This is a genomic window from Vibrio sp. 1CM8B (assembly GCF_023161685.1).
Taxonomy (GTDB): domain Bacteria; phylum Pseudomonadota; class Gammaproteobacteria; order Enterobacterales; family Vibrionaceae; genus Vibrio; species Vibrio coralliirubri.
Window position 1 is genome coordinate 84,110 of sequence record NZ_JALNTU010000015.1, and the last position, 12,513, is coordinate 96,622.

Here is a 12,513-nt window from a genome sequence, read left to right on the forward strand (position 1 = left end):
CATATGATGCGCCCACAATCTAATCATCACCCGCTCTGGGTACAGTGGGCGCAGAAAAACCCACATCAAACAGCGTTAGTGACTACTCACCACACTTATACTTGGCAGCAAGTGTCTGTGCTAGTGAGTGAGTACCAACAACAGCTATCTCATCAAGGCCTATCTGAAGGTGATGTACTGACGATTGTTGGTAAGAATCAAGCTGAAGTGATTCCTGCTTATCTTGCCGCACTTAATTTGGGTGTTATTTGCGCTTTCACCATGCCTCAACCTCGCTTACGCCTGAAGCAAAAGCTCGATTCCTTATATCAAGCGGGTCAACAAAGCTACCTTTGGCTTTTGGACAGTAGCGGGATAGAGCAATCAGAGACTGTCGATTTAAATACTCAGTTGGTGACCTTGTCTTGCTTAAATGAAGTGAAGGTCGATGGTGATGATAATCGGATAACGACATCTCAAGAGTCCAACTTCAATCCGCAAAATCTAGCAAGCATCGTATTCACTTCAGGTTCTACCGGAAATCCGAAAGCAGTGGCTCACACGCTTGAGCAGCATTTATGCTCGGCGGTCGGGTTACTCGACGTTTTTTATTTTGAACAAGGTGACATTTGGTTACTGAGTTTACCTATGTACCATGTGTCAGGATTAGCGATAGTTCATCGTTGGTTGGCGGCTGGTGGCTGCATCAAAATAGGCACAGGTCAGCTTGAAACCGATATACAAGAATGCAGCCATGCATCATTGGTCGCTACTCAGCTACATCGATTGTTAAAGAGTAAGCAAACACTTACTTTAACGCATGTACTTTTGGGTGGTAGTCATATACCAGAAGCTCTTGGGCTCGAAGCTCAACAAATGGGTATCGAAACATGGCTTGGATACGGCATGACCGAAGCGGCTTCAACCGTGACTGCTAAGCCCGTTGATGCCAGCAGCACCGCCGGTTTTGTCCTTAACCATCGCCGGCTAAAAATTGAAGAACAACGTATCTTTATTGGTGGCGAGACGCTCGCGTCCGGGTATTACTATCAAGGTAAATTAACGCCATTAGTTGATAACAACGGCTGGTTTGATAGCAAAGATCTTGGTGAGTGGGTTGGCGAACAAGTGTCGATTATTGGTCGCGCCGACAATCAGTTTATTTCTGGTGGTGAGAACATTCATTGCGAAGAAATTGAGCGAATACTCAATCAATTGTCTGAGGTTAATCAGGCTTTTATTGCTCCCATTGAAGATGATGAGTTCGGATTCCGACCAGTAGCGATTGTGGATTGTGCTGAGCTGCCAACCAAAGAGTGGTTTATCGAGCAATTGACGGGGCGTCTTGAACGGTTCAAATTTCCTGTTGAGTATTATCGAATGCCTCAGCAGGAACAACAGGGTATTAAGGTTTCGCGCGCTGGATTGGCGCAGTGGTTACAGCAGACTCGTTCTAAACAGAGCGAAGAGCAATAAAATGAAGCGCAATACACGGTGACTAGTCGTAATTGCGCTTCAGGGGGTTGTGACGGTGGTGAAGCCGTCACAAATTCTAATTATTTATCGTGTCATTCAAGATTTGGCGTTAAGCGAGTGCCTTCTTCATTTGCTCAGCGACTTTATCAACCTTACCTAGGCCAATGATAACTTGTAGGCCACCTTTACCAACTGGTACTACACCTGCCGCACCGAGTTTCTTCAGTTTATCGCTGTCTGCTGCACCTGAGTCTTTCACTGTTAAGCGTAGACGAGTAATACAGTTATCGACTTCTAGAATGTTGTCTGCACCGCCAACCGCTTCAATATAGCTATTGGTTAGGTTAGCCAATGCTTCTGGCGTTTCAGTTTCTTTCTCTGCTTCCATCTCTTCACCACGACCTGGAGTACGTAGGTTGAACTTGATGATAGCGAAGCGGAAAATACCGTAGTAAAGCGCGAAGAACACCACACCTTGAACCAGTAGCATGTACCAGTTAACCGCTAGTGGGTTTTGGCTTGATAGTACCAGGTCAACGAAACCAGCAGAGAAGCCGAAGCCTGCCATCCATTCCATGCTTGCTGCAATGTAAAGCGATAAACCAGTTAACACTGCGTGCAGTAGGAACAACACCGGTGCTAGGAACATGAAGCTGAATTCTAGAGGCTCTGTGATACCAGTGAAGAATGAAGCCATAGCTGCCGCAAGCATGATTGCGAATACTTGGTTTTTGTTTTTCGCATCAGAACAGTGGTACATCGCCAATGCTGCTGCTGGTAGGCCAAACATCATGATAGGGAAGAAGCCCGCTTGGTACATGCCTGTTTTGCCCGGAATACCCGTGCCGTTAGCGATAGATTGCGCGCCGCCTAGGAAGTTTGGAATGTCGTTAATACCGACAACGTCGAACCAGAACACAGGGTAAAGAGCGTGGTGCATACCTACTGATAGGAACAAACGGTTGAAGAAACCAAACAGACCGGCACCCACTGCGCCCATGCTTTCTAGTTTAATACCCAGAACGATCAGAGCGTCGTAAACAGCTGGCCAGATGTAAAGTAGAGCAAAAGAGAGAGCCATACCTGCGATTGAGGTCAGGATAGGAACCAAACGCTTACCGCTGAAGAATGCTAAAGCTTGAGGAAGTTCAACGGTTGAGTAGCGGTTGTAGATCTCAGCAGAGATGATACCCACAATGATACCTACGAATTGGTTGCTGATTTTGCCAAATGCCGCTGGCACTTCACTGAGTTCAACATCCATTAATTGAGCAACAGAGCCCGGAGCAAGTAGCGTGGTGACAACGAGGAACATCACAAAACCAGACAGTGCCGCAGAACCATTCTTATCACGGCTCAAACCAAATGCGACACCCACCGCGAACAGAACCGCCATGTTGTCGATGATCGCGCCACCAGATTTGATCAAGAATGCGGCTAAGATACTTTCTGAACCCCAACCAACAGGATCCAACCAATAGCCGATCCCCATAAGGATTGCTGCAGCTGGCAGTGTGGCTACGGGAACCATCAATGCCTTACCTACTTTTTGCATATACCCGAGTATATTCATATGTGCCCCTAAGTTTGTAATTAATTTTTTTAATGTTTCTGCTCGTCAATGCATGGAGTCAAAGATTGATCGAGGCAGGATTTTAAGTAACTGCGGCTATTAAAAACTTATTTCTTAATGCAAACAAACGAAACGGGTAGTAGTATGAATTAAAATTTTTAATGCATGAGTTCGTATGGCTAACCATCAATCTTTACTTAGAAATCTTCATACTTTTAATGTTGCTGCCGAGAAAATGAGCTTTACGCTAGCGGCGAAAAAGTTGCATTTGACTCAGGGAGCCGTTAGCCATCGAATCAAAGTGTTAGAAGGTGAACTCGGGTTTAACTTGTTTGTGCGAGGGACTCGTAAACTGGAACTAACGGAAGAAGGCCAGCGCTTTCAACGAACGTTATCCAAGTCGTTAAGCTCTATTTTTGGTGAGATCGAAGACATTACCAACACAGACTTGTATGGACAGATCAATATCGGTACCAGTCCTGCATTTGCCAACAGTTGGTTACTACCAAGACTGGCTGATTTTAAAAAGCGATACCCTAAGTTTAATCTCAATATTTTCTCGCAAGAAGAGCAGGATTTTCATCAAAATCATCTCGATGTCGCCATTTACTATGGTGCTGAAGATCTCAAAGACATGCATCGACAGCGCCTGTTTGGTGAAAAGTATATTCCGGTGTGTACACCGAGTTACGCGGCTGAGCACGACATCTTTGATGATGGCTTAGAATCGCTGCACCGGATTAATTTCATTCATGCACTAGGATCAGATGTATGGCAGCGTTGGATTAAACACCACGGCTTGGATGTGAACTTGTTTGAGCAATTTTACTGCGTGAGCCACCGGGATATGGGCGTAAGAAGTGCCCTCAGCAATATCGGTGTCGCGATGGGGCGCTATCATTTTGTTAAGCAGTATGTTCAGACTGGTGAGCTCATAACACCTTATCCGAGCATGGATACAGACCAAGGGTATGACTTAATCTGCCCGCTAGGCACGGAAAAACGTCCTAAGGTAAGAACCTTTATTAAGTGGTTAGAAGGGCAGTTACGCTAGGTTAGTTAATTTAGCAATTAGATAGTTCAAAACAGAATTTATTATCTTTATAACCATCCATCATAATAATAAGCCATATAAATAACGGATTATAGAATAAGGTCTTATTATGAAAATTGCCCTCATCATTGCGGTTTTACTGCAGATAGGCCAAGCGGTCATCTCGTCAGGGTTGACTCGTTCGTTGGCTGAGCTCACCGCATTTGTGCTGGTTGTAGTACTTGTTTTAATGAAAAGAGAGAGCAAGAAGAGTGATAAGCCCCTGTTTGATTCGTGATTGTTGCAACAAAGAATACCCTTACCACAAACGATAAAGGCAAAGCCCATTGGAGCTTTGCCTTTTTGTTTTGTTGCTCGCTAACCTGAGTGTCTAGGTCACCGAACAACCATCTAAAGCGTTTCTGTGCATGCTAGGCGAGAGTTAACCACGCCAATGAACCCGTTGAGATCATGACCCACATTGTAATACCGAACATCAATGGCTTCGGTCCTGCTGCTTTTAACTTCTCAACCGAAATACCACAGCCAATTAAGAACAGACACACCACCAGTGCTCGCTTAGATACATCAAAGATTCCTTGGTAGACCATCTCAAATTGTGGCAGTAAGTCACTCACCGCTATAGCGGCGCAGTAGAAGAAAATGAAGTAGGGAACCGTAATTTTCTTTTGATCGTTCTTGAAGATCATCGCGCTGATTAAAGCGATTGGGATGATCCAAAGTGCGCGAGCGAGCTTCAATGTTGTCGCTGTCGTCAGTGCTTCTTCGCCATACGCTGAAGCTGCACCTACTACAGAAGACGTGTCGTGAATCGCAATAGCTGCCCAAGTACCAAATGTTTGTTGGCTGAGTTCAAGCGCGTGACCAATCATCGGGAATAAGAATAGAGCAACCGAGTTCAACACGAATACAGTGGCTAACGCCAAGCCAATCTGTTCATCGTCTGCTTTAATCGCAGGTGCCACTGCTGCTATCGCGCTACCACCACAAATCGCGGTACCAGAAGAGATAAGGTAGCCTGTAGTGCGGTCTAACCCCATTCGTTTAGCCAAGAACCAACCAATGACTAATGTACCGATAATCGTCGTTACAATGAGCCCAATACCATCGCCTGTTACTGCTAATGCTTTTTCAAACTGAATACCAAAACCCAAGCCAACAATAGAGTAGGCCAGTAGCTTTTTGGTAAGTTTGCCGACTTCCAAGTGTTCAGGGACTAAACCTAAACTAGCAAGCAGGAAACCGATAACCAGGGCTGTCGGAGAGCTAACCCAAGGCGTTAAGCAAAACAGTGCAGCAAGATAAAATGGAACGGACTTTTTTAGGTTCATTGTATTTAGAGTCTTGTTTTGTTGTGGCGTTATTGTGATGAGACCACTATACGTTCAATAAAATGATAAGTAAGTCTAAATGAATTGAACAAACGTTAAGGAAAACTTAACGCTTGTTCAACTGATATGAATAAAGGGCTGGTGAGCTAGCGTAGTGATCCGCGAAGGTCAGAGACTGACTGTCGAAGCGTTTCACAAGAGGCTTGTTTAGGTGAAATCGGCTCGCCAGCTTCTATCTCTAGCTTAGTCCAGAAGCGAGTCGGTAACCCTTTGCAGGCACGGCCTTTGTAACGACTAAAGTAGCTACCCCATAATCCTTTAAGAGCCATAGGAATCACTGGGACAGGGGAACGTTTGATGATCAGCTCCATACCTCGCATGAACTCAGCCACTTCGCCATCAGAGGTGAGCTTTCCTTCTGGGAAAATACACACGATGTGACCTTCATGCAGCGCACGCTCTACTTCTTTGAAAGCGTTTCGAATTGAGTTGCGGTTGGTCGCGGAGATTGGAATCACCCCAGCTCTTTTCAAGAAGCGTCGAATTGGCGGTAACTTGGTGTAATCCTCTTCCATCACAAAACGGATCAAGCGAGGGCAAACCGCACTCAGCAGCAGTGCATCCATATAACTCACATGGTTGCAGACAATCAACGCGCCGCCTTTTTCAGGCAGGTGATGTAAGTTCTTGTGTTTAACTCGGTACATGGTGTGAGTGACCACCCACGTAAAGAAGCGGAAAGCGTAGATAGGCACCTGATAAAACAGGTACAGCATCACCAAAGTGTTGCCCACAGCGAGCAAGATAAACAGCTGTGGAATTGAAAGCTCTAAAACGCTGAGGCAAACAATACCTAAAACCGCACTTCCCACCATGAACAGTGAGTTATAAATATTGAGCCCGGCAATTACTTGGGCACGTTCATCTGGCTTGGCACGTAACTGCATCAGTGAATACAGAGGAACAATAAAGATACCGCCAGATATACCCAGAAGCAGAAGGTAAGCAAACAGTGGCCACAGCTCTGAGTAGGTTACGAATTGATGGAAAGAACTAAAGTCAGGCAAAGACTCCGGGATGGATATCGCCATCAGAAGACCGAAGATCGAGATACCTAAGCTGCCCATTGGCACGATGCCGATTTCAATTCGGTGATTAGATAACTTATCGCAAGCCAAAGAGCCGATTGCAATGCCTACCGAGAATAGTGCCAGTAAAAAGGCGACGGAGCTTTCAGTGCCGTTTAGATGCAGTTTAGTGAAGTTGGGAAACTGAGTTAGGTAAGCCGCACCAAGGAACCAGAACCAGCTGATAGACATCAGAGCTTGAAAGGTCGGGCGATCTCTTTTGGCAATCGCCAGTGTCGCACGGGTCAGTTTTACAGGTTGCCACTTTACCTTAAGGTCTGGTGCATTACTTGGCGCTTGTGGGATAAAGCAGCTCGATACATAGCCAAGCACGGCAAACGAAACAATACACACCGCAGCAATGAGCTTCGCGCCTTCTTCAGATGCAATGATGCCTGCGCCTAGAGTACCAATCAGGATTGCTAAGAATGTACCTGTCTCGACAAGAGCATTACCAGATACCAGTTCTTTTGTTTCTAACTGCTGTGGAAGCAGGGCGTATTTCACCGGGCCAAAGAAAGCACTCTGCGTTCCCATAAGGAACAGAAGCAAGAGTAATATTCCGTAGCTTTCGTAGATGAATCCGATCGCACCCAGTGACATGATCACTACTTCAAGGAGCTTAACTTTACGGATAAACCACGATTTTTCGTATTTGTCGGCCAGTACACCAGCTAAAGCTGAGAATAGGAAGAAGGGCAGAATAAAAAGGCCAGCGGCCAAATTAATGAATAGATTGCTGGAAATAGGCAGCGTGTCTACGCTTGCGAAAGCAACAAACAGTAACAGGACATTTTTGAATATGTTGTCGTTAAAGGCTCCTAGAAATTGGGTAATAAAGTAGGGTAGGAACCTTTTTTGCGTTAACAGCGAAGATTGGCTGCTGTTGTTCATTGTCTTTCCTTGGATGATTACCAGTTGGTTAAGTAGTTTGAGACTAGGTTATTGATCAGCTCTTTACCATCAATAGGCTCAGAGGCGAAAAATTTATCATCAACGCTAAGTAGAGTAATTCCGTGTACTCCAGACCATAATACACGGCTGGCTTTAACGACTTCGCTTTTCGTATGTTCTGGAGCAATCGCTACGAGCAACTGTTCTAGCATGCCTGTCATTCTATCGATGCGATTCGATTGCCATTCAGGAAGGTTTTCACCGTTCATGTTGTGTTCAAAGATAAGCTGCCAACGGTGAGGGTGTCTCTGTGCAAAATCGTGATAGCAGTAGGCAAGGTTGAATAGAGCTTGTTGAGGGTTGCTCGATTGTTCAACAGCAGCAGCAGATTCTGACGCCAGTTCATCTAATGTTTGAGCGACCACATGCAAAAGCAGTAGGTTGTAGTTACCAAATACATTTACTAAAGTACTTGGAACGTAACCAATCATATTGGCGATTTTACGTAGACTTAGCTCGTGATAAGAGTGCTCTTCTAAGAAGTCGGTCACCGTTTTTAAGGTTAATTGCACTAATTGTTCGCGAGTATGATCGTTTCGTCTTGCCATGGGTACTTTCTATTAAATGAACATCGTTCAATATTTTAATGCTGCCCCAGAGTGCCGTCAATCCCTTCGCTAGTTTAGTAATCAATTAATAGCCGCAATATTATGATACATGTGTAAACACGGTGAATATTTCATTGTTCTTTGTTAACGAGTATGATTAAGGTGTCGAAAGATAAAAAACCTATAAAGGATAATAATGAAACGATTTTTCTCACTAGTCGCGATCCTGTTGGTAACAGTCGCGGTGACGCCAATCGCGGAAGCGAAAAAGTTTGGTGGTGGTAAGTCATTTGGCAAAAGCTTTAAAACGGCTCCAGCACCAAAACAACAAAACACGAATTCGATCCGTCAAGATCAAACGGGTAAGAACACAGCCGCTAACTCTAGCAAGAAAGGCCTTATGGGCGGTCTGCTAGGTGGTTTACTTGCTGGTGGTCTTTTAGCTGCATTCTTTGGTGGCGCATTTGAAGGTATCCAGTTCATGGATATTCTGATCATGGGTCTGATTGCTTTCCTAGCGTTTAAATTCCTACGCGGAATGTTGGCCGCGAAGCAGGGCTCAATGAATCAGCAGAATGCTCGTGGCCAACAGCCAGCATTCGGCGGCATGGGTCAGAACAAGTTTGAACAACCTAAGCAACAACCAAATGTTCATAACTTCGAGCAAGCACAACCTCAATCACAAGGCACTGCTGGTGGTTTCGGTTTTGGTGCACAAAGCGATGTTCCACATAACTACCCACCGGGCTTTGATCAAGCTGCATTCATCAATGGTTCTCGTGAGCACTACCGTACACTGCAAGGTGCATGGAACCACAACGAGCTAAACACGATTGAAGAATACGTATCTCCAAGCCTATTTGAAGACCTAAAAGCTGAGCGTAATAAGCTAGACGGTGATCAGCACACTGACGTAATGTACGTTGATGCTGAAATCGTTCGCGCAGACCATGATGGTAGCAAAGCACAGCTAAGCCTTCAGTTTAGCGGTCGTTACCGTGACACAGCGGATGGCGTTGAAGAAGATATCACTGATATCTGGCACCTAGAGCGTGACCTAACAACTAACAATGCACCTTGGTTAATTGTTGGTATTCAAGGTTAATTCCAGAATTTAACTCAACATCAATAGGATGTAGTTATTCGGAATAACACCAAATAATAGAAAGCCCCTGCTGAGAAATCAGCAGGGGCTTTTTTGTGGGCTGAGGGTAGCAAGCCAGTCATAACTAGGTTCTTAGAACGGCTACTTCTCTGTTTTGATAGAGAGATTCAAATTTGAGAGGCAGTACTTTGAAAGCGGACATTTGTCCTCAATGCTTTGTGCCATTACTCCTTATGATTGCGCCAACAAAACAAATAAGGAAACATTATGACTGCACATATTGCTGGCACTGCTGAGGATTTCGCATCTACAGTAATTATGCCGGGTGACCCACTACGAGCGAAATACATTGCTGAAACCTACTTAGAAGACGCAAAACTCGTGACTGATATTCGAAACATGCTTGGATACACTGGCTATTACAAAGGGCAGCGCATCTCAGTTATGGGGCATGGTATGGGTGTACCATCAATGGTTCTCTATGGTCACGAACTGATTAATGACTTCGGTGTTAAGCGCATTATTCGTATCGGCAGTGTTGGTGCAACGCAGAAAAATGTCATGATGCGTGATGTGATTTTGGCACAAGCTGCCGGTACAGACTCTCCAACTAATGCCAAGCGCAGCAGTGGCTATCACATGGCGACATCGGCAACGTTTGAGCTTTTACATAATGCTTACCTTTCAGCAAAAGAGAAGAATATAGATGTTAAAGTTGGCAACGTGTTTACTGGCGACCTTTATTACGATCCTGATGAAGATCTTATCCCTGCCTTAGAGCGTTTTGGGGTGCTTGGTATCGATATGGAAGTTGCAGGCTTATACGGGCTAGCACAACAATTTGGTATTGAGTCATTAGCGATCCTGACGGTGTCTGATCATTGTATCACGGGTGAGGAGACCACCGCAGAAGAGCGTCAGCTTTCATTCAACAACATGATTGAAATTGCTCTAGAAACGGCAATCAAAGCTTAAGCCTGTGTGGAGGGCTTAAAGTTAAGCTCTCCCAAATTAAAACATCTAACCTACGAGCCCTTGGAGTGAACAATGAAAAATAAAATGACACTCACTGCTATCAGTTTCCTCGCTAATTTCGTTATGGCGGGCTTTGCGACACAATTTGGTATGTTGGTCGAGCCAATAGCCAATGCATTTAACGCGAATGTAAATGAAGTAGCATCAATATTTTCTTTATTAAATGGTGGAGCACTAGCCGGCACTATTGCGGCTTTCTTCTTAATTGAAAAAGTCGGTATTAAACGCATGACGGTGTTGTGCTATGGCATTATCGCACTGTCCTCATTAGGCCTTTACATTGCACCTTCGTTATCGATCGTGATGTTATGTATGGCTATTATTGGTTTTTGTGGAGGTGTTGGTCTGTGTATCGCTGGTACTATTGTCGTTTCATTATGGAAAGACAAAATTCAGAGCACAATGTTAGTGGTACAAGACGCGACATTTAACATTGCAGGTGTTGTGTTCCCAATGATCACCACTTACGCACTTACTAATGCAATGAATTGGAGCATCAGTTACTTGAGTGTTGGCGTGGTTGCATTGGCAACAATGTTTATCGCTTTGCTGACTAACTTCAATCAATGTGGTGATGAAAGCGCAACACAAACTGAATCAAAGTCTGAATGGAACTTCGGCATTATTAGTGGTGGTATCGGACTATTCTTAGGAATGCTTGCCCTTTATACTTTCTTAACTTGGGCTCCAATGTTTGTGAAAGAGAAGTTCGATATTCCATTTGAACAAGCGGGTAACATTATTACTCAGTATTGGTCAGCAGCGTTGGTTGGTGCTTTAGTTTCGACTGTCATTGTGTCGCGTATGAAGATTCAGTACTTCTTATTGACGATCATTACACTTGCAATGGTGATAACGAGCGTCATCGTTACTACAAATCAACTAGAATGGCTCTCTTACCTGACTTATGGTTACGGGTTTGCTTGTGCTGCACTTTATAATGCTTTCATTGCTTATGGTGTGTCATTTGTTCGCAATGCATCAAGTAAGAATGTTTCTTATATATTGGTTAGCGGCAGTGCTGGTGCAATGTTTAGCCCTGCGATTAGCTCTATGATGGAAAGTATTGTTGGCTTACAAACAGTTATGTATGCCATCCCTGCAATATATGCTGTTGTGTTGGTGATGCTTATTGCATCTACAAAGTACAAAGCAAGCCAATCCAATCAAACTCAAACTGCATAAATAGTTATCGGTTTAAGCGACACTGAAAAGGTCTGTATTTGTGCAGGCCTTTATTGCTCCGCAAATTTTTTAAGCCCTTCTAGATCAAGAATCCTTAGTCCTTTCTTTTCTTTAGCAATAAAACCTTTGCTCTCAAGCTCTTTCACCGCGCGGCGGTAGACTCTATCAGTCGTAGCGAAGCGTTCCGCTTCAAGATAGTTCTTTTGAAAGCCATCGACGGGTAAGTCATTCAAATATTGATGATAAATATCGTAGGCAACATTATAAGTAATCGGATATAGAAGACGCCTTGTTAGGATCTCGACCGTGTCTTGATAGTCAATAGCGATAGCGCTAGCGAAATAGAGAGAAAGCCTAGGTTGTTCTAACAAGTACTTCTTTAGCTTTTGAGCATCAATGATAGATACGTTAACGGGCTCGATTGGCATAATATCCATTTGGCATCGGTATCCTGTAAAGAATTCCATTTCCCCGAAGACTTGTTGCTCACACTCAAGAGTACCTAACAAAAATGTTTTACCGTTGCGAGCCGTCATCCCCATGGAAACTCTTCCTGAATCAACAAGGTATAGGTTTTCTACATGCTCTCCTTGAGTTAATAACTTCTCATTTTCCTCAAATATTCTGCTCGTACAAATACAATCACGAATGGTTTGTTCGATTAGTTGCTTGTCTTCGGTCCACTCAGTTTCGAAGCGACCTTTTCCTAGGGTTTGTAGCTGCATATTTGATTTTAATTCAGTTGTTGAGAGAAGTTTCTCAACTTGGATGATAGGTTATCAAGATCGTTGAACGAGAAAGGTAACGGGTACAGTGAAATATTATACACAGAAACGAAAAAAGCCAACTCAATGAGTTGGCTTTTCGATTTTCCAATTAAGGAGAATATGGTGGAGGGAGACGGATTCGAACCATCGAAGGCAGTGCCGGCAGATTTACAGTCTGCTCCCTTTGGCCACTCGGGAACCCCTCCAGGGTGTGTCTTACTCTTCACAAAGTAAGCCTAAATTGATGTTTTCCCATAAGCCCATCAATCAGGTTGTTCTCTTAACTCTTAAAAGAGGTAAGAAGAATATGGTGGAGGGAGACGGATTCGAACCATCGAAGGCAGTGCCGGCAGATTTACAGTCTGCTCCCTTTGGCCAC

Annotated in this window: 11 protein-coding genes and 1 tRNA gene; 6 read left to right on the forward strand and 6 right to left on the reverse strand. The window is 44.3% G+C overall.

The window, feature by feature from the left end; genetic code table 11:
• Positions 1-3 precede the first annotated feature (3 nt).
• Complete coding sequence (menE, locus tag MSG36_RS20840; RefSeq protein ID WP_086970553.1) at positions 4-1,455, forward strand: o-succinylbenzoate--CoA ligase; 1,452 nt, start codon at positions 4-6, stop codon at positions 1,453-1,455.
• 109 nt (positions 1,456-1,564) lie between these two features.
• On the opposite strand, the gene nagE is transcribed toward menE, so the two are convergent.
• On the reverse strand, positions 1,565-3,010 hold the full coding sequence (nagE, locus tag MSG36_RS20845) for an N-acetylglucosamine-specific PTS transporter subunit IIBC (protein ID WP_170930211.1): 1,446 nt from the start codon (positions 3,008-3,010) through the stop codon (positions 1,565-1,567).
• Between the two features lie 193 nt (positions 3,011-3,203).
• Here nagE and MSG36_RS20850 point away from each other — a divergent pair, with 193 nt between their 5' ends.
• Positions 3,204-4,082: a LysR substrate-binding domain-containing protein gene (locus MSG36_RS20850; protein ID WP_048613079.1), complete on the forward strand. Its 879-nt coding sequence runs from the start codon at positions 3,204-3,206 to the stop codon at positions 4,080-4,082.
• A 109-nt stretch (positions 4,083-4,191) separates the two neighbouring features.
• On the forward strand, positions 4,192-4,359 hold the full coding sequence (locus tag MSG36_RS20855) for a hypothetical protein (protein WP_017056955.1): 168 nt from the start codon (positions 4,192-4,194) through the stop codon (positions 4,357-4,359).
• Between the two features lie 133 nt (positions 4,360-4,492).
• Here the strand turns inward: MSG36_RS20855 and MSG36_RS20860 are convergent, their stop codons facing one another.
• The 3 genes from MSG36_RS20860 to MSG36_RS20870 all read right to left on the reverse strand — a co-directional run bounded on the left by MSG36_RS20860 (position 4,493) and on the right by MSG36_RS20870 (position 8,042).
• Entirely contained in the window at positions 4,493-5,413 is a 921-nt protein-coding gene (locus MSG36_RS20860; RefSeq protein ID WP_048613077.1) for a putative sulfate exporter family transporter, read from the reverse strand.
• Between the two features lie 146 nt (positions 5,414-5,559).
• Positions 5,560-7,434, reverse strand: coding sequence for an MFS transporter (locus MSG36_RS20865; protein ID WP_248369576.1), 1,875 nt, complete (start codon positions 7,432-7,434; stop codon positions 5,560-5,562).
• Between the two features lie 17 nt (positions 7,435-7,451).
• On the reverse strand, positions 7,452-8,042 hold the full coding sequence (locus tag MSG36_RS20870) for a TetR-like C-terminal domain-containing protein (RefSeq protein ID WP_017064073.1): 591 nt from the start codon (positions 8,040-8,042) through the stop codon (positions 7,452-7,454).
• Positions 8,043-8,238: 196 nt separating this feature from the next.
• Between MSG36_RS20870 and MSG36_RS20875 the strand changes: the two genes are divergently transcribed.
• The 3 genes from MSG36_RS20875 (at position 8,239) to tsgA (ending at position 11,367) form a co-directional block, all read left to right on the forward strand.
• On the forward strand, positions 8,239-9,147 hold the full coding sequence (locus tag MSG36_RS20875) for a TIM44-like domain-containing protein (protein WP_086970547.1): 909 nt from the start codon (positions 8,239-8,241) through the stop codon (positions 9,145-9,147).
• Positions 9,148-9,414: 267 nt separating this feature from the next.
• Positions 9,415-10,122 carry a purine-nucleoside phosphorylase gene (gene deoD / locus MSG36_RS20880; protein WP_061033645.1) on the forward strand — a complete coding sequence of 236 codons (708 nt, stop codon included), beginning with the start codon at positions 9,415-9,417 and terminating at the stop codon, positions 10,120-10,122.
• A 72-nt stretch (positions 10,123-10,194) separates the two neighbouring features.
• On the forward strand, positions 10,195-11,367 hold the full coding sequence (gene tsgA, locus MSG36_RS20885) for an MFS transporter TsgA (RefSeq protein ID WP_086970545.1): 1,173 nt from the start codon (positions 10,195-10,197) through the stop codon (positions 11,365-11,367).
• Between the two features lie 50 nt (positions 11,368-11,417).
• Here the strand turns inward: tsgA and MSG36_RS20890 are convergent, their stop codons facing one another.
• Both MSG36_RS20890 and MSG36_RS20895 read right to left on the reverse strand, forming a co-directional pair.
• Positions 11,418-12,092, reverse strand: a complete 675-nt coding sequence (locus tag MSG36_RS20890) for a Crp/Fnr family transcriptional regulator (protein ID WP_086970544.1) — start codon at positions 12,090-12,092, stop codon at positions 11,418-11,420.
• 163 nt (positions 12,093-12,255) lie between these two features.
• Positions 12,256-12,340, reverse strand: a tRNA-Tyr gene (locus tag MSG36_RS20895).
• Positions 12,341-12,513 lie beyond the last annotated feature (173 nt).